Genomic DNA, 17,290 nt, shown 5'->3' on the forward strand with positions numbered 1-17,290 from the left:
ACTCAGGCCAGTTCTGCCAGTAGCGCTTCGAGTTTTTCCTGATCCCTGGCGAACTGACGGATGCCTTCGGCGAGTTTTTCGGTCGCCATCTCGTCTTCGTTCAGCCCCCAGCGGAAGCTGTTCTCATCCAGGTTGATGCGCGGCTCGGAGGCGCGGCCCGGCTCCAGCTTGCGCTCCAGCGTGCCGCTGGCTTCGGCGAGCTGGCCGAGCAGTTCCGGGCTGATGGTCAGGCGATCGCAGCCGGCCAGCGCCTCGATCTGGCCGACGTTGCGGAAGCTCGCGCCCATCACCACCGTCTCGTAGCCGTGCGCCTTGTAGTAGTCGTAGATGCGGCTGACCGATTGCACACCGGGGTCTTCCGCGCCCTGGTAATCGCGGCCTTCGTGCTTCTTGTACCAGTCGTAAATGCGGCCAACGAACGGGGAGATCAGGAACACGCCCGCCTCGGCGCAGGCCACCGCCTGGGTGAAGGAGAACAGCAGGGTGAGGTTGGTCTGGATGCCGGCCTTTTCCAGCTGCTCGGCGGCGCGGATGCCTTCCCAGGTGGAGGCGATCTTGATCAGCACGCGCTCGCGGTTGATGCCGGCCTGCTCGTAGAGCCCGATCAGCCGCTCGCCGCGCTGGACCATCGCCTGGGTGTCGAACGAAAGGCGTGCATCCACCTCGGTGGAGATGCGTCCGGGGATCAATTCGAGGATCTGCTTTCCCACCGCCACGGCGAACAGGTCACAGGCCAGGCCGATATCGCCCTGGCACTGCTTCATGGCGTTGCCCAGGTGCTCGGCATAGCGCGGCATCGCAGCCGCCTTGAGCAGCAGTGATGGGTTGGTGGTGGCGTCCACCGGCTTCAGGCGGGCAATGGCGTCGATATCACCGGTATCGGCAACGACGGTGGTGAACTGCTTGAGTTGTTCCAGCTTGGAAGTCATGTAAGAGGGGGCTCCGTCCTGTGAATGGCACGACCTTACCCGAGCCCGTTCACCCGCTCAACGAGTGGATGGGCGCGGGTGCGCCAGCCTTTGATCCGATTGCTCTGCCTGCGTTCCTTGGCCGCGAAGTCGTTAGTGGCCTTCGAGCAACGCCACCGCCTGATCGAGCAGCGCCAGCGGCTCGCCGGTCTTGTGAATGTCCACCGAAAGCAGCTGACGGAAGCGCCGCGCGCCGGGGAAACCCTGGCCCAGGCCGAGCACGTGGCGGGTGACATGGTGCATGGCGCCGCCCTCGGCAAGATGCCGTTCGATGTATGGGCGCATGTTGCGTAACGCCTGCGCACGGCTGATGGCTGGCGCGTCGCTGCCGAACAGGCTGCTGTCGACCTGCGCCAGCAGGTAGGGGTTGTGGTAGGCCTCGCGGCCGAGCATGACACCATCGAACGTCTGCAGATGCGCACGGCACTCTTCCAGCGTTTTGATGCCGCCGTTGAGGATGATCTCGAGGTCCGGGAAATCCTGCTTGAGCTGCGCGGCGATGTCGTAGCGTAGCGGGGGGACCTCGCGATTCTGCTTCGGTGACAGTCCTTCGAGGATGGCGATGCGCGCGTGCACGGTGAAGCTGCGGCAGCCGGCGTCGCGCACCTGGCCGACGAAATCGCACAGCTCGGCATAGCTGTCGCGGCCGTTGATGCCGATACGGTGCTTGACGGTGACCTCGATGCCCACCGCATCGCGCATGGCCCTCACGCAATCGGCGACCAGTTGCGGGTGGCCCATGAGGCAGGCGCCGATCATGTTGTTCTGCACCCGATCGCTGGGGCAACCAACGTTGAGATTCACCTCGTCATAACCCGCGGCTTCGGCGAGCTTTGCGCACGCAGCCAGATCGCCCGGCATGCTGCCGCCCAGCTGCAGCGCCAGCGGATGCTCGCTCACGTCGTGGCGCAGAAACCGTGCCGCATCGCCGTGCAGCAGCGCACCGGTAGTAACCATCTCGGTGTAGAGCAGGGCGTGCCTGGAAAGCTGGCGCAGGAAGTAGCGACAATGGCGATCCGTCCAGTCCATCATCGGTGCGACGGAGAAGCGGCGGGAAAGAGCGGCGTGAGCAGTGGTTTGGGAATCTGGAAGCATCAGGTTAGTTCAGTCGCGGTGGTCCGGCACGCCGCGGCGGGCCGCCGGAAATCAAGCGGCCTTCGGGGGGCGCGCCGGGCCGCGTAGTCTACAGCAAATACACCGTACCAATGGCGCGCCTGCCTAACTGCATCAATGCTGCACGGCTGGCCAGGTCAGTTTAAAGGCGTCGTTTGCGGCCGGTTCCAGATAGCTGCCGAAGTGCTCCGAGTCACGGTTGACGACGTTCAACAGCCAGTCGCGCTCGTCGCTCGAAGGGCGGTTCAGGCGGAGCCTGGAGCGTTTGATCGGGCAGAGCTCCAATGCGGCGAGGCTGCCGTCTGGTTTCAGGCTGGCGAAATACAGCAGCCCCAGATCGCTTCGGTAGCTTTCGTAACCGTCGATGCCTTCATAGTCATTCAACAGGTCGCCGCAGCCATAGGCGATCAGCCGCCCCCCGGTAGACCTCGAGCGCTTTGACGTGGTGCGAGGAGTGTCCGTGGATTAGATCAACGCCTGCTTCGTCGATCAGATCACGGGCGAAGCGAGTCTGGGCTTCGTATAGCGAGAAATCCCAGTTGCCGCCCCAATGCAGCGACACGACCACCAAGTCGCCAGGGCGCTTGCTGGCACAGATGCGCTGCGCAACGTGACGCAGGGACGTGGACGATAGGTCGGGCAGCCAGGCAACGCCCGGCTTGCCGGGGCCGGCAGAGCATTCCGCATCCACACCGCTGTCGGTGGTGGCATAGGCGAACACCAGCATGCGTTTGCCACTGGGCAACGGCAGGATCGCCGGTGCTTCGGCTTCAGCGGCATCCAAGCCTGCACCGCTGCGATGGATGCCATGCTTGTCCAGGACCTCCAGCGTGTCGCGAAGCCCTGCTTCGCCCCAGTCGAAGACATGGTTGTTGGCCAGCGAGCAGCAATCGATTTCGGCCACCTTGAGGATGCCCATGTTGGCCGGATTCATTCGATAGTGCAGCCCATGCGGCCGTGGCTCGCCGCGACAGGTCAGTGAGGTTTCCAGGTTGACCAGGCGGACGTGTGGCCGTCGCTCCGCAAGCGCCGCCAGGGCAACGCCCCAGGGATAGGAGTAATCGACCGTAGTGGGGATCTTGCCGTTTTTCTGTTCGGCAAGGCGCACGTAATCGCCGGCGTGCTGTGCATAAGCCTCATGGATGGCTGGGTCGCCGCGCTGCGGTAACACCTGGTCGATGCCGCGGCCGCACATCAGGTCTCCAGCGAAAAATAGCTTCGTGAGCATGTTCGATCCCTCGCAGATGCCGGGGTGGGCAAGAGAGGCTGAGCGGCTGGTTGCGGTACAGCCTGCTAAACATAGTAGAGATACCCGGAGGGCTCATGACCGTTGATCCGTTGCGACTTGCCTCGCCTGGCGCGTTGTTCACAGACCTTTATCAACTGACCATGTTGCAGGCGTATTTCGACCAGCGCATGGATGCAATGGCCGTTTTCGAGTTCTTTTGTCGCGGCCTGCCGAGCGGGCGCAGCTATTACCTCGCCGCCGGGCTGGAGCAGGTGCTGGCTTACCTCGAGTCACTGTGCTTTTCCCCCGCTGAGCTGGATTGGTTGTCGAAGCAGCAGCTGTTCCGTCCGGACTTCCTCGCGCATCTGGGTGAACTGCGTTTCACCGGTGACGTACATGCGATGCCGGAAGGAACGCCGTTTTTCGCGCATGAACCCATTCTGCGTATCACGGCAGCGCTGCCGCAGGCGCAGCTGGTCGAGTCCCGTGTGGTCAACCTGCTGCATTTCCAGACGCTGATCGCCAGCAAGGCGGCGCGCATGGTGAGCGTGGCAGACGGGCGACGTCTGGTGGATTTCGGCATGCGCCGCGCTCACGGCGCCGAGGCTGGCGTGCTCGCAGCGCGTGCCAGCTACCTGGCGGGTTTCGATGCAACCGCTACGGTGCTCGCCGGTGCCCAGTTCGACATTCCAGTAGCCGGAACCATGGCGCATTCGTTCGTCCAGGCGCATCTGGATGAACGGGAGGCGTTCGAGCATTTCGCCCGCAGTCTGCCTCAGACGGCGACCCTGCTGATCGACACCTATGACACCGAAGCCGCCGCGCACAAGGTTGTCCAGTTGGCGAGAGAAGGGATGCGCGTCAAGGCGGTGCGGCTGGACAGCGGTGACCTCGCCGAGCACGCGCGACGGGTGCGGAGGATTCTCGATCAGGGCCGGCTGGGCGACGTGGAGATATTTGCCAGCGGCAACATCGATGAGCATTTGATCCAGCATCTCCTGAACCAGGGGGCGCCCATCGATGGGTTCGGTGTCGGTACCCAGTTGGATGTCTCGGCGGATGTACCGGCGTTCGATTGTGCCTACAAGCTTCAGGAGTATGCCGGGCTGCCGCGACGCAAGCGCTCGGAAGGGAAGGCGACCTTGCCTGGTCGCAAGCAGGTCTATCGGCGCTACGATGCCGATGGCAGGCGCTGCGGCGATATCCTGACCCTGGAGGATGATGTGCATGAAGGGCGGGCGCTGATCCAGCCGGTCATGCGCCGGGGCGTCGTGTCGCGGTGGCTCCGAGTCTCCAGCAGATCCGGCGTTATGCACACGAACAGCTGCAGCGGCTACCGGCATCCCTCACGGCGCTGGAGCCGAGCGGAGTCGGCTATCCGGTCGAGATCGCCGAGTCAGTGCTTGAACTGGCCGCACAGGCAGATCGGCTGCATCGCTGATCAAGATTCCTTCAGCGAATCTCTACGCCCGCAGCGCCCATTCGAGCCAGCGCCTCGCTCAGCGAGCCCTGAACGTCCAGGCCGCGACAGGCGTCGGTCAGCACCGTTACGGAAAAACCCTCGCGGCGGGCGTCCAGCGCGCTATAGAGCACGCAGAAATCCAGTGCCAGGCCGCACAGGAACAACCGTTCGAAGCCGCGTTCGCGCAGGTAGCCTCCCAGCCCGGTGGGCGTGGCGCGGTCATTCTCGTAGAACGCCGAGTAGGAATCGATCGACGCACGATAACCCTTGCGCAGCACCAGTTCGGCCCGTTGCGCCATCAGGCGTGGGTGCAGTTCTGCGCCGACGGTGCCTTGCACGCAATACTCCGGCCATAGTGTCTGCAGGCCGTAGGGCACGTTGATTTGCTCGAAAGGATGGCGTCCCGGATGGCTGCTGGCGAAGCTGAGATGATTAGCCGGATGCCAGTCCTGGGTTACCGCAATATGGCCAAAGTGTTCGCACAGCTGGTTGATGACCGGTACTACGGCGTCCGCGTCGGGTACCGCCAGGGCACCGCCGCCGCAGAAGTCGTTCTGCACGTCAATGATCAGCAACAGGTCTCGTTCGCTCACGTCAGGCAGGTACATGGGCATGTCCGCTTGGGTTGGCTATCGGTAGTGCGGTGCCGTTGTCACGTCAGTCTGTCGCGGCTGCTTAGGCACCGTCTGCAGTAGACAGTGGACACGCCAGATGTTGCGCGACGCCGCCGCTGTCGCCGTCATCAATCGAAATACAAAAACCGTTCGGTTACCGGCCGACAGAGGTGCCGCCCTTGGTCGAATCACATACAGTTCGATTAGTCGATATTCTCGCCCTGCCTCGATTTGCTGCGGCGGACCCGAGTTTCGTGCCGGTCAGCTCCACTATAAAAACTATGAGAGTGCCTTGTGATGGACAGACTGCTGAATGAAAAAAGCAGGATCTTCGAGCATGCCGATCCGCATGCCGTGTCGGACTACGTCAATCAGCACGTAGGCGCGCACTGCATTCGTCTGCCCCGCACCGGCACACCCCAGGCCAGCCTCAGCCATTGCAAGTTCGGCAAGCTCGATCTCTGCCAGATCAGCTATGGTGGCAGCGTCCATGTCACCTCACCAGCACTGGAAACCATCTATCACCTACAGCTGCTGCAGCGCGGGCATTGCCTGTGGCGCGGACGGGGGCAGGAACACTACTTCACCCCCGGCGAGCTGCTGCTGATCAACCCGGACGATCCGGTGGATCTGACCTACTCGGACGATTGCGAGAAGTTGATCGTCAAGTTGCCGGCCTCCTTCCTCGAACAGGCTTGCCGCGAGAACCAGTGGCGCGCTCCCTCCGCAGGTATCCGCTTCAGCGCCAATCGCCATGCCCTTGGCGAGCTGGATGGCTTCGACAGCCTGGTCGGGCTGGTCTGCCGCGAGGCGGGCTCCGAGCAGAGCATTCCGCAGATTCAGGAGCAGTACAGTCGCATCATCGCCAGCAAATTGCTCTGCAGCCTGGCCAGCAATATCCAGCGCGACCCCTTCGGTGACAGCTGTCCCTCGTTCGGTCGGCTGACCGACTACATCGACGAGCATCTGAAGAAGGACATCTCCGTCGAGCAGCTGGCCGAACTGGCCAACATGAGCCTGCGCTCGCTGTACCTGCTGTTCGAACGCAAGGTCGGCACCACGCCGAAGTCCTACATTCGTCAGCGCAAGCTGGAGCAGATCCATGGCCGGCTGAGCGACCCTTCGGCCAGGGTGCGTAACATCACCGAGATCGCCATGGACTACGGCTTCATGCATCTGGGACGTTTCTCGGAAAGCTACAAGAGCACCTTCGGCGAGCTGCCCTCGGATACCCTGCGCCGCCATCACTGAGTCCCCTTGAGTCGCTGCCCGTCCGACGGCAGCGGCTCCTTTTCCTACCCATCCTTATCTGCACAGGTTCCCGTGCTCGAACGGGCAGTCGTCGGCCGCGCGTCCGTGCGGCAAACGGTCGCCTTGCATTCTGCAGAAAACGGATAGAGGTCCTGCAGAAAACGGATATTGATGTCGCCGCCCGCGCCTTAGCCTTCATCACGTGGAAACAATAACAATGGAGGCCCCGGCCATGCCCCTGGGAATCGACTACCTTGATTCGCTGCTCGAAGAAGACAAAGAGAAGGGCATCTTTCGCTGCAAGCGCGAGATGTTCACCGACCCTCGGTTGTTCGATCTGGAGATGAAGCACATCTTCGAGGGCAACTGGATTTACCTCGCCCACGAGAGCCAGATCCCCGAGAAGAACGACTACTACACCACCCAGATGGGGCGCCAGCCGATCTTCATCGCGCGCAACAAGGATGGTGAACTCAACGCCTTCATCAATGCCTGCAGCCATCGCGGTGCCATGCTGTGCCGCTTCAAGAGCGGCAACAAGGCGACCTACACCTGTCCGTTCCATGGCTGGACCTTCAACAACTCGGGCAAGCTGCTCAAGGTCAAGGACCCCAAGGAAGCCGGCTATCCCGACAGCTTCAACTGCGACGGCTCGCATGACCTGAAGAAGGTCGCGCGCTTCGAGTCCTATCGCGGCTTCCTCTTCGGCAGCCTGCGCGAGGATGTCGCGCCGCTGGAGGAGTTTCTCGGCGAGTCGAAGAAGATCATCGACATGGTGGTCGACCAGTCTCCGGAAGGCATCGAAGTTCTGCGCGGCTCGTCCACCTATGTCTATGAAGGCAACTGGAAACTGCAGGCCGAGAATGGCGCCGATGGCTACCACGTCACCGCCGTGCACTGGAACTACGCCGCCACCCAGCAGCAGCGCAAGCTCAAGGAAGCCGGCGACGACATCCGCGCCATGAGCGCCGGCGGCTGGGGCAAGAAGGGCGGTGGCTTCTACTCTTTCGAGAATGGCCACCTGCTGCTCTGGACCCGCTGGGACAACCCGGAAGACCGTCCGTTGTACGCCCGCCGCGACGAGATGATCGCCGAGTTCGGCCAGGCCCGTACCGACTGGATGATCGAGAACTCGCGCAACCTCTGCCTCTATCCGAACCTGTACCTGATGGATCAGTTCGGCTCGCAGCTGCGCATCGCCAAGCCGCTGTCGGTGGACAAGACCGAAGTCACCATCTACTGCATCGCGCCCAAGGGCGAGAGCGCCGAGGCGCGTGCGCGGCGCATCCGCCAGTACGAAGACTTCTTCAACGTCAGTGGCATGGCCACCCCGGACGACCTCGAGGAGTTCCGCGCCTGCCAGCAAGGCTTTGCCGGTCGCGCCATGGAGTGGAACGACATGTCCCGCGGCGCCAAGCACTGGATCGACGGCGCCGACGAAGGTGCGCAGGAGATCGACCTGCAACCGCTGATGAGCGGCGCGCGTACCGAGGACGAAGGCCTGTTCGTGCTGCAGCACCACTACTGGCAGCAGCAGATGATCAAGGCGGTGAAGGCCGAGCAGGACCAGCTGATCCACGTGGAGGGCGCGTAAATGAGCATCGCCTATGAAACCGCGCGTGACTTTCTCTACCGCGAAGCACGCTACCTCGACGACAAGGACTGGGACAGCTGGCTGGAGTTGTATGCCGCCGACGCGACGTTCTGGATGCCGGCCTGGGACGACGAGGACAAGCTCACCGAAGACCCGCAAAAGGAAATCTCGCTGATCTGGTACGGCAACCGCAGCGGCCTGGAAGACCGGGTGTTCCGCATCCGCACCGAGCGTTCCAGCGCCACGATCCCGGACACACGCACCTCGCACAACATCAGCAACCTGGAGCTGATCGAGCAGGGCGAGGGCTTCTGCAAGCTGCGCTTCAACTGGCACACGATGAGCTTTCGCTACAAGACCGTCGACCACTTTTACGGTACCAGCTTCTACACGCTCGACACCCGCGGCGAGAGCCCGCTGATCAAGCACAAGAAGGTCGTGCTGAAGAACGACTACATCCGCCAGTTGATCGACGTTTACCACCTGTGAGGGCAAGGCCATGACTCACCAGATCGCATTGAATTTCGAAGACGGGGTGACCCGCTTCATCGAAGCCAACCTCGGCGAAACCGTCGCCGACGCGGCCTACCGCCAGGGCATCAACATCCCGCTGGACTGCCGCGACGGTGCCTGTGGGGCCTGCAAGTGCTTCGCCGAAGCTGGCAGCTACGACCTCGGTGAGGAGTACATCGAGGACGCGCTGAGCGAGGACGAAGCCGCCCAAGGCTTCGTGCTGACCTGCCAGATGCGCGCCGAAAGCGACTGCGTGATTCGCGTGCCGGCCTCCTCGGATGTCTGCAAGACCGCGCAGGCCAGCTACCAGGCGACCATCAGCAACGTGCGTCAGCTGTCGCAGAGCACCATTGCGCTGTCGATCAAGGGCGAGTCGCTGAGCCAGCTGGCCTTCCTGCCCGGGCAGTACGTCAATCTGCAGGTGCCGGGCACCGATCAGACCCGTGCCTACTCCTTCAGCTCGCTGCAGAAGGGGGGTGAGGTCAGCTTCCTGATCCGCAACGTGCCGGGCGGGCTGATGAGCAGTTTCTTGAGCGGCATGGCCAAGGCCGGCGACAGCCTCACCCTGGCCGGCCCGCTGGGCAGCTTTTACCTGCGCGAGATCAAGCGGCCGCTGCTCTTGCTGGCCGGCGGCACGGGCCTGGCGCCGTTCACCGCGATGCTGGAGAAGATCGCCGAGCAGGGCAGTGAGCATCCGCTGCACCTGATCTACGGCGTCTCGAATGATTTCGATCTGGTGGAGATGGACCGGCTCGAAGACTTCGCCGCGCGCATTCCGAACTTCACCTACAGCGCCTGCGTGTCCAGCACCGACAGCCAGTATCCGCACAAGGGCTACGTGACCCAGCACATCGAACCCAAACACCTCAACGATGGCGAGGTGGACATCTACCTGTGCGGCCCGCCGCCCATGGTCGAGTCGGTCAACCAGTTCATTCGTGAGCAAGGCCTGCAACCGGCCAACTTCTATTACGAGAAGTTCGCCGCCAGCGCCTGATCCACCGGTCGCAGGGTGGGCAACTGCGCTGCATTGCCCACCGAATCCTCGCCATTCCAGAGGTTGGGTAGATGAACACACGTTTTCAGGACAAGGTCGCGGTGATCACCGGCGCGGCCCAGGGCATCGGTCGCCGTGTCGCCGAGCGATTCGTCGAGGAAGGCGGCCGGCTGGTGGCCGTGGACCGTTCCGAACTGGTCCATGAACTGGCCGATCAACTGGGGCAGGGCGCCGAAGTCTTGACCCTGACCGCCGATCTCGAGCAGTTCGCCGACTGCCATCGGGTGATGGATGCCGCGAAAGAGCGTTTCGGCCGTCTCGACATTCTCGTCAACAACGTCGGTGGAACCATCTGGGCCAAGCCCTTCGAGCATTACCAGGAACATGAGATCGAGGCCGAGGTGCGTCGCTCGCTGTTCCCCACGCTGTGGTGCTGCCACGCCGCGCTGCCGCACATGCTGGAGCAGGGCGGCGGGGCCATCGTCAACGTCTCATCGATCGCCACGCGCAGCCTCAACCGCGTGCCCTACGGCGCGGCCAAGGGTGGCGTCAATGCGCTGACCGCGTGCCTGGCCTTCGAGAACGCCCAGCGCGGCATCCGCGTCAATGCCACCGCACCCGGCGGCACCGAGGCGCCGCCGCGGCGCATTCCACGCAACGCTGCCGAGCAGAGCGAGCAGGAAAAGACCTGGTACCAGCAGATCGTTGATCAGACCGTCGATTCCTCATTGATGAAGCGCTACGGAACCATCGACGAGCAGGCCGGCGCGATTCTTTTCCTCGCGTCCGACGAGGCCTCCTATATCACCGGCGTGACCCTGCCGGTGGGTGGTGGCGATCTCGGTTGAGCAGTACCCGGGCCGGCTCGACCGGTCAACGCCAAGGCACATCGGCGGCGCGGTGACCCACCGCCGCAGCCGATCCGCGACTAACAAAAACAATAGAGAGTCTTGCCATGCGACAAGTAGATGTTCACGAAATCATCGATAACGCGCGCTTCGGCCGCTTTCACTGGCTCGTCGTGTGCCTCTGCGCACTGCTGCTGATCTTCGACGGCTACGACCTGTTCATCTATGGCGTGGTGCTGCCGGTAATCATGAAGGAGTGGGGGCTCACCCCGCTGGAAGCGGGCGCGCTGGGCAGTTATGCGCTGTTCGGCATGATGTTCGGCGCGCTGGTGTTCGGCACCCTGGCCGACCGCATCGGCCGCAAGAAGGGCATCGCCATCTGCTTCGTGCTGTTCAGCGGCGCCACGGTGCTCAACGGTTTTGCCAGCACACCCACCGAGTTCGGCATTTTCCGCTTCCTCGCCGGGCTCGGCTGCGGCGGGTTGATGCCCAATGTGGTGGCGCTGATGAACGAGTACGCGCCCAAGCGGCGGCGCAGCACGCTGGTGGCCATCATGTTCAGTGGCTATTCGCTGGGCGGCATGCTCTCCGCTGGCCTCGGTATCTACATGCTGCCGCGCTTCGGCTGGGAAGCGATGTTCTTCGCCGCCGCCGTACCGCTGCTGCTGTTGCCGGTGATCCTTTGGTATTTGCCGGAATCGGTTGGCTTCCTGGTTCGCCAGGGCCGGGGCGAGCAGGCCCGGGCGCTGCTGAACAAGGTCGACCCGAGCCGCCAGCTGAGCGCGGCCGACGAGTTGGTAATGACCGATGTGAAGGGCAAGAGTGCCTCGGTGCTGGAGCTGTTCCGCGAAGGCCGTGGCGTGCGCACCTTCTCCCTGTGGCTGGCATTCTTCTGCTGTCTGCTGATGGTCTACGCGCTGGGCTCTTGGTTGCCGAAGCTGATGGCCAACGCCGGCTACAGCCTGGGTTCGAGCCTGTCGTTCCTGCTCGCGCTGAACTTCGGCGGTATGGCCGGCGCCATCCTCGGCGGCTGGCTGGGTGATCGCTTCAACCTGTCGAAAGTGGTGGTGGTGTTCTTCGCCGTGTCGGTGGCCTCCATCAGCCTGCTGGGCTTCAAGACGCCGATGCCGGTCCTCTACACACTGATCTTCATCGCCGGTGCCACCGTGATCGGCACGCAGATTCTGCTGTATGCGACCGCCGCGCAGTTCTACGGCCTGTCGATCCGCTCCACCGGTCTCGGCTGGGCCTCGGGCATCGGCCGCAACGGCGCCATCGTCGGCCCGCTGCTCGGCGGTGCGCTGCTGGGCATCAACCTGCCGCTGCAACTGAACTTCATCGCCTTCGCCGTCCCGGGCGTCATCGCCGCCCTGGCCATGACCGCCTTCGCCATTTCCAGCAAGCGCAGCGGCACTCCCGCGCCGGTGGTGATGGCAGCCGCGGCCAAGGCCTGATCACTGAACCTTCAACACGGATATCGCCATGAGCCCCATCCTGATCGAACGCATCCAGACGATCGTCGTCGACCTGCCGACCATCCGCCCGCACAAGCTGGCGATGCACACCATGCAGCAACAGACGCTGGTGATCATCCGTGTGCAGTGCAGCGACGGCATCGAAGGCATCGGCGAGGCCACCACCATCGGTGGCCTGGCCTACGGCAACGAGAGCCCAGAAAGCATCAAGCAGAACACCGACAGCCACCTCGGCCCGCTGCTGGTGGGCCAGGAGGCCGCCAACATCAACGCCGCCATGCTGCGCCTGGACAAGGCGGCCAAGGGCAATACCTTCGCCAAGTCCGGCATCGAGAGCGCATTGCTCGATGCTCAGGGCAAACGCCTCGGTTTGCCGGTCAGCGAGCTGCTCGGCGGCCGGGTGCGCGACAGTCTGGAGGTGGCCTGGACCCTGGCCAGCGGCAACACCGCGAAAGACATCGAGGAAGCCGAGCGCATGCTCGATATCCGCCGCCATCGCATCTTCAAGCTGAAGATCGGCGCCGGCGAGGTGAATGCCGACCTCAAGCACGTCATCGCCATCAAGCAGGCCCTCGGCGAGCGTGCCAGCGTGCGCGTCGACGTCAATCAGGCCTGGGATGAATCGGTGGCGCTGCGCGCCTGCCGCATCCTCGGCGACAACGGTATCGACCTGATCGAACAGCCGATCTCGCGGGTCAATCGCGGCGGGCAGGTGCGCCTGAATCAGCGCAGCCCGGCACCGATCATGGCCGATGAGTCCATCGAGAGCGTCGAGGATGCCTTCAGTCTTGCGGCCGACGGCGCGGCCAGCATCTTCGCCCTGAAGATCGCCAAGAACGGCGGCCCACGAGCCGTGCTGCGCACCGCGCAGATCGCCGAGGCGGCGGGTATCGCGCTGTACGGCGGCACCATGCTCGAAGGTTCCGTCGGCACACTGGCCTCGGCGCATGCCTTCGTCACCCTCAACAAGCTGACCTGGGCCACCGAGCTGTTCGGCCCGCTGCTGCTCACCGAGGAAATCGTCACCGAGGCGCCGGTCTACCGCGACTTCCAGTTGGAAGTGCCGCGCACACCCGGTCTTGGCCTGACCCTGGATGAAGAGCGCCTGGCGTTCTTCGCCCGCAAGTAAGAGGAGAACCCGAGATGCTCTTCCACGTGAAGATGATCGTGAAACTGCCGGTCGACATGGACCCGACCAAGGCTGCGAGGCTCAAGGCAGACGAGAAGGAGCTGGCGCAGAGCCTGATGCGTGAAGGCAAGTGGCGCCACCTCTGGCGCATCGCCGGCCAGTACGCCAACTACAGCGTGTTCGACGTCGCCAGCGTGCAGGAACTGCACGACACCCTGATGCAGCTGCCGCTGTTCCCCTACATGGAGATCGAGGTCAACGCGCTGTGCCGCCACCCGTCCTCGATTCATGACGACGACCGCTGATCCCGTTTCGAAGCCGGCCCCGCCCGGCTGGTTAACCCGCGTAACGACAATTACAAGACGAGACCTGAGCCATGACTGTGAAAATCTCCCACACCAGCGACGTGCAGCAGTTCTTCAAGGAAGCCAGCGGCTTCAACAATGACGAAGGCAGCAGCCGCATGAAGACGGTGATCAACCGCATCCTGGTCGACACCGCGAAGATCATCGAAGACCTGGAAATCACCCAGGACGAGTTCTGGAAGGCGGTGGACTACCTCAACCGTCTCGGCGGTCGTCACGAAGCTGGCCTGCTGGTCGCCGGACTCGGGCTGGAGCATTATCTCGACCTGCTGCAGGACGCCAAGGACGAACAGGAAGGCTTGGTCGGCGGTACCCCGCGCACCATCGAGGGCCCGCTGTATGTCGCCGGCGCGCCGATCGCGCAGGGCGTCACCCGTATGGATGATGGCAGCGAAGACGACGTCGCGACCGTGATGTTCCTGCAAGGCCGTGTCTTCGATCCGAGCGGCAAGCCGCTGGCCGGTGCGGTGGTCGATCTGTGGCACGCCAACACCAAGGGCAACTATTCCTACTTCGACAAGAGCCAGTCCGAGTACAACCTGCGCCGTCGGATCGTCACCGACGAGAACGGCTATTACCGCGCGCGCAGCATCGTGCCGTCCGGCTATGGCTGCTCGCCCGACGGGCCGACCCAGGAGGTGCTGGACATGCTCGGTCGCCACGGCCAGCGCCCGGCGCACATTCATTTCTTCATCTCCGCGCCCGGTCATCGTCACCTGACCACGCAGATCAACCTGGCGGGCGACAAGTACCTCTGGGACGACTTCGCCTACGCCACGCGCGATGGTCTGGTCGGTGACATCCGCTTCATCGACGATGCCGAAGCCGCACGTGCACGGGGCGTGCAGGGTCGTTTCGCCGAAGTGGATTTCGACTTCCAGCTGCAGAAGGCGCCGGCCCCGCAAGCCGAGCAGCGCAGCAAGCGCCCGCGCGCGCTGCAGCAAGCCTGATGGTTGCCGCGGTGCCCGGTATTAGCCGGGCACTGCGGTGCTGCACCGGTAATGCAGCAGCCTCATTCATAACAAGAGTGATCCGGGCATCGACCACGGATCGCCAGGCCTGTCTTGCGAGGCGACATGAAAGCTCTGATGAAAGACTTCTCGCTCTCCGCCGTGGTCGCCGGTTTCATCGCGACCGTGATTTCCTACGCCGGTCCGTTGGTGATCATCTTCCAAGCCGCCAAAGCCGGGAATTTGCCGCATGACGTGCTCTCGTCCTGGGTCTGGACCATCTCCATCGGTAGCGGCGTGCTCGGCATTCTGCTCAGCGTGCGCTACCGGGTTCCCATCATCATCGCCTGGTCGGCACCGGGCTCGGCGCTGCTGGTAAGCATGTTGCCGGATATCACGCTTAACGAGGCGGTCGGCGCCTATATCGTCAGCAGTGTGGTGGTGCTGCTGGTAGGGCTGTCCGGCGCGTTCGACCGGATCATCAATCGCCTGCCGGCCGCCATCGCCGCGGGCATGCTGGCTGGCATCCTGTTCCGTTTCGGCACCGGGCTGTTCGTCTCGGTCAAGGAACAGCCCTGGCTGGTGTTGGCGATGTTCGGCACCTATCTGCTGTTCAAGCGGGCCTTGCCCCGTTATGCGGTGCTCGCCGTGCTGGTCGTCGGTGTGACGATCACCATCGCCTCGGGTGAGTTGCGCAGTGACGCACTGGTCATCGGGCTGGCGACGCCGGTATGGATCACCCCGGAGTTCAGCTGGCAGGTCATCCTCAATATCACCTTTCCGCTGGTGATGGTGGCGCTGACCGGACAGTTCGTGCCTGGCATGGCGGTTCTGCGCAACGACGGCTACGAGACGCCGGCCAGTCCGCTGATCAGCAGCAGCGCTCTGGGTTCGCTGCTGCTGGCGCCGTTCGGCTGTCACGGATTGAACCTGGCGGCGATCACGGCGGCGATCTGCACGGGCCGGGAGTCGCACGAGGATCCGTCCAAGCGTTACGTCGCAGGAGTGTCGGGTGGCGTCTTCTACCTTGTGCTGGGCATCTTCGGGGCGACGCTGGTTTCGATCTTCAGCGCATTCCCCGCCGCGTTGATCGCCGCGCTGGCCGGCCTGGCGCTGCTCGCGGCCATCGGTGGGGCATTGAGCGCGGCAATGGCCGTGCCCGCCGACCGTGAGGCGGCCTTGATCACCTTTCTGGTCACCGCATCGGGCATGTCCTTCCTCGGGCTGTCGGCGGCGTTCTGGGGCCTGATCTTCGGTATCGCCGCGCATCTGTTGCTGGGCCTGCGCAAACCAATCCCAGCGGTCGCATCGCCCCCGGCTGTTGGCCGCAAGGAACAGCCGGCGCGGTGACCGCCTCGGCAATCGTAACCACTCACCCATGACGAGCTCGTTGCGTTCCCCTCCTGCTGCCGGGGGAGCGGCTGAGTGCACCCTTAAAACAAAAACAAGAGAGTTAGATGATGCAGAAGGTATCCATTTCCCGACTCACCCTGGCTGCCGGCATGACGTCCATGATTCCTCCGGCGTTTGCCGCAGACGCCGGCTTCATCACGGACGCCACGGCAACATTGCAGGCGCGTAACTACTATTTCAGCCGGGACTTCTCCGACATTGTCGGCCCCAATCAGCAATCGAAGGCGGAGGAGTGGGGGCAGGGGTTTATTCTCAACTTCAGGTCGGGCTATACCCCTGGAGCTGTCGGCTTCGGCGCCGACGCCATCGGGCAGCTGGGAATCAAGCTCGACAGCAGCCGTGATCGCAGTGGTACCGGCCTGCTCCCGGTTGGGAGCGATGGCCGCGCGCCGGATGAGTACAGCCGCATGGGGGTGGCACTCAAGGCAAAGGTGTCGAAGACTGAACTGAAGGTGGGTGAACTGCAGCCCAATCTGCCGGTGCTGACCTTCAGCGATATTCGGCTGCTTCCGCCCACCTATCAGGGCGCCAGCATCGTCTCCAGCGAATTTGATGGGTTGACGCTGCAGGCCGGCCGTTTGCGCTCGACCAGCCTGCGCAACGAGGCTGGCGACGACCGGATGCGGGCCATGTTGGGTCGAACGCCTCAGACAGCATTCAGCGATGCCTTCAACTACGCCGGCGGCGATTACGCATTCAATGACAAGCGCACGTCTTTCGGCCTCTGGTATGGGCAGCTCGAGGACATCTATAACCAGCGCTACATAGGCCTGAAGCATAGCGAGCCGCTCGGCGACTGGACCCTGGGCGCCAACCTCGGCTACTACGATTCACAGGCCGACGGCAGCAAGCTGGCCGGCAACGTGGATAATCAGGCTTTCTACTCGCTGCTGTCGGCGAAGCGAGGCGGGCATACCTTCTATATCGGCTATCAGGCCATGTATGGCGACAGTGCTTTTCCCCGCGTCTTCGCCAACGTCACGCCGTTGGGCAACGAGGTGCCCACCTACGAGTTCGCCGAGCGGGACGAGCGTTCCTGGCAGGCTCGCTACGACTACGATTTCGCCGCGCTCGGTTGGCCCGGTCTGGTTGCGACGGTGCGCTATATCACCAGCGATAACGTAAGCACGGGAATGGGTTTCGAAGGTACGGCGCAGGAGCGCGATCTGGACATTGGCTATACCGTGCAGAGCGGTCTGCTCAAGAATGTGGGTATCCGCCTACGCAACGTAGCGGCGCGCTCGAACTACCGCAGCGATATCGACGAGAACCGTCTGATTCTGAGCTATACGTTCACCTTGTTCTGAACTGGTTGCCCGCACCGAGCCGCTCACTCGGTGCGAAGCAATGTGGTCCGCACTAATTTCCGT

Annotated in this window: 17 protein-coding genes and 1 pseudogene; 13 read left to right on the forward strand and 5 right to left on the reverse strand. The window is 63.2% G+C overall.

Annotated features, from left to right (window positions below; translation table 11 throughout):
* Window positions 1-2: 2 nt before the first annotated feature.
* The 4 genes from tal to HZR81_RS19115 form a co-directional block, all read right to left on the reverse strand.
* Entirely contained in the window at window positions 3-929 is a 927-nt protein-coding gene (gene tal / locus HZR81_RS19100; protein WP_500128971.1) for a transaldolase, read from the reverse strand.
* A 132-nt stretch (window positions 930-1,061) separates the two neighbouring features.
* The gene (dusA, locus tag HZR81_RS19105) at window positions 1,062-2,063 is read right to left on the reverse strand and encodes a tRNA dihydrouridine(20/20a) synthase DusA (protein ID WP_500128972.1); all 1,002 of its coding nucleotides are present in this window, start codon (window positions 2,061-2,063) and stop codon (window positions 1,062-1,064) included.
* A gap of 132 nt (window positions 2,064-2,195) precedes the next feature.
* A complete protein-coding gene (locus tag HZR81_RS19110) occupies window positions 2,196-2,465 on the reverse strand; it encodes a hypothetical protein (RefSeq protein WP_500128973.1) in 270 nt (89 codons plus the stop codon).
* Complete coding sequence (locus HZR81_RS19115; protein ID WP_500128974.1) at window positions 2,458-3,309, reverse strand: CapA family protein; 852 nt, start codon at window positions 3,307-3,309, stop codon at window positions 2,458-2,460. Before HZR81_RS19115 ends, HZR81_RS19110 begins: the two co-directional genes overlap by 8 nt.
* A gap of 188 nt (window positions 3,310-3,497) precedes the next feature.
* Between HZR81_RS19115 and HZR81_RS19120 the strand changes: the two are divergent.
* Window positions 3,498-4,523 (forward strand): annotated as a pseudogene (locus HZR81_RS19120) (nicotinate phosphoribosyltransferase); the annotation flags it as partial.
* Between the two features lie 65 nt (window positions 4,524-4,588).
* Complete coding sequence (locus tag HZR81_RS19125; RefSeq protein ID WP_500128975.1) at window positions 4,589-4,750, forward strand: hypothetical protein; 162 nt, start codon at window positions 4,589-4,591, stop codon at window positions 4,748-4,750.
* A gap of 11 nt (window positions 4,751-4,761) precedes the next feature.
* Here HZR81_RS19125 and pncA read toward each other — a convergent pair whose 3' ends face one another.
* A complete protein-coding gene (gene pncA, locus HZR81_RS19130) occupies window positions 4,762-5,379 on the reverse strand; it encodes a bifunctional nicotinamidase/pyrazinamidase (protein ID WP_500128976.1) in 618 nt (205 codons plus the stop codon).
* 303 nt (window positions 5,380-5,682) lie between these two features.
* On the opposite strand from pncA, the gene HZR81_RS19135 reads away from it, so the two are divergent.
* From HZR81_RS19135 to HZR81_RS19185, 11 genes are all read left to right on the forward strand, one after another.
* On the forward strand, window positions 5,683-6,636 hold the full coding sequence (locus HZR81_RS19135) for an AraC family transcriptional regulator (protein ID WP_200594503.1): 954 nt from the start codon (window positions 5,683-5,685) through the stop codon (window positions 6,634-6,636).
* A gap of 232 nt (window positions 6,637-6,868) precedes the next feature.
* Complete coding sequence (gene benA, locus HZR81_RS19140) at window positions 6,869-8,230, forward strand: benzoate 1,2-dioxygenase large subunit (protein ID WP_500128977.1); 1,362 nt, start codon at window positions 6,869-6,871, stop codon at window positions 8,228-8,230.
* Complete coding sequence (gene benB, locus HZR81_RS19145) at window positions 8,231-8,719, forward strand: benzoate 1,2-dioxygenase small subunit (protein ID WP_063543988.1); 489 nt, start codon at window positions 8,231-8,233, stop codon at window positions 8,717-8,719.
* 10 nt (window positions 8,720-8,729) lie between these two features.
* Window positions 8,730-9,740, forward strand: coding sequence for a benzoate 1,2-dioxygenase electron transfer component BenC (benC, locus tag HZR81_RS19150; protein WP_394375705.1), 1,011 nt, complete (start codon window positions 8,730-8,732; stop codon window positions 9,738-9,740).
* A gap of 71 nt (window positions 9,741-9,811) precedes the next feature.
* Window positions 9,812-10,588 carry a 1,6-dihydroxycyclohexa-2,4-diene-1-carboxylate dehydrogenase gene (locus tag HZR81_RS19155; protein WP_500128978.1) on the forward strand — a complete coding sequence of 259 codons (777 nt, stop codon included), beginning with the start codon at window positions 9,812-9,814 and terminating at the stop codon, window positions 10,586-10,588.
* A gap of 107 nt (window positions 10,589-10,695) precedes the next feature.
* Window positions 10,696-12,042, forward strand: a complete 1,347-nt coding sequence (locus HZR81_RS19160; protein WP_500128979.1) for an MFS transporter — start codon at window positions 10,696-10,698, stop codon at window positions 12,040-12,042.
* Window positions 12,043-12,070: 28 nt separating this feature from the next.
* On the forward strand, window positions 12,071-13,192 hold the full coding sequence (locus HZR81_RS19165) for a muconate cycloisomerase family protein (protein WP_500128980.1): 1,122 nt from the start codon (window positions 12,071-12,073) through the stop codon (window positions 13,190-13,192).
* A gap of 14 nt (window positions 13,193-13,206) precedes the next feature.
* Complete coding sequence (gene catC, locus HZR81_RS19170; protein WP_156244508.1) at window positions 13,207-13,497, forward strand: muconolactone Delta-isomerase; 291 nt, start codon at window positions 13,207-13,209, stop codon at window positions 13,495-13,497.
* A 71-nt stretch (window positions 13,498-13,568) separates the two neighbouring features.
* Window positions 13,569-14,507 carry a catechol 1,2-dioxygenase gene (gene catA / locus HZR81_RS19175; protein WP_316957613.1) on the forward strand — a complete coding sequence of 313 codons (939 nt, stop codon included), beginning with the start codon at window positions 13,569-13,571 and terminating at the stop codon, window positions 14,505-14,507.
* A 126-nt stretch (window positions 14,508-14,633) separates the two neighbouring features.
* Entirely contained in the window at window positions 14,634-15,857 is a 1,224-nt protein-coding gene (locus HZR81_RS19180; protein ID WP_500128981.1) for a benzoate/H(+) symporter BenE family transporter, read from the forward strand.
* A 107-nt stretch (window positions 15,858-15,964) separates the two neighbouring features.
* The gene (locus HZR81_RS19185; protein ID WP_500128982.1) at window positions 15,965-17,227 is read left to right on the forward strand and encodes an OprD family porin; all 1,263 of its coding nucleotides are present in this window, start codon (window positions 15,965-15,967) and stop codon (window positions 17,225-17,227) included.
* Window positions 17,228-17,290: the final 63 nt, after the last annotated feature.

It is taken from the genome of Pseudomonas sp. LM13, from assembly GCF_041381355.1.
Lineage (GTDB): Bacteria > Pseudomonadota > Gammaproteobacteria > Pseudomonadales > Pseudomonadaceae > Stutzerimonas > Stutzerimonas frequens.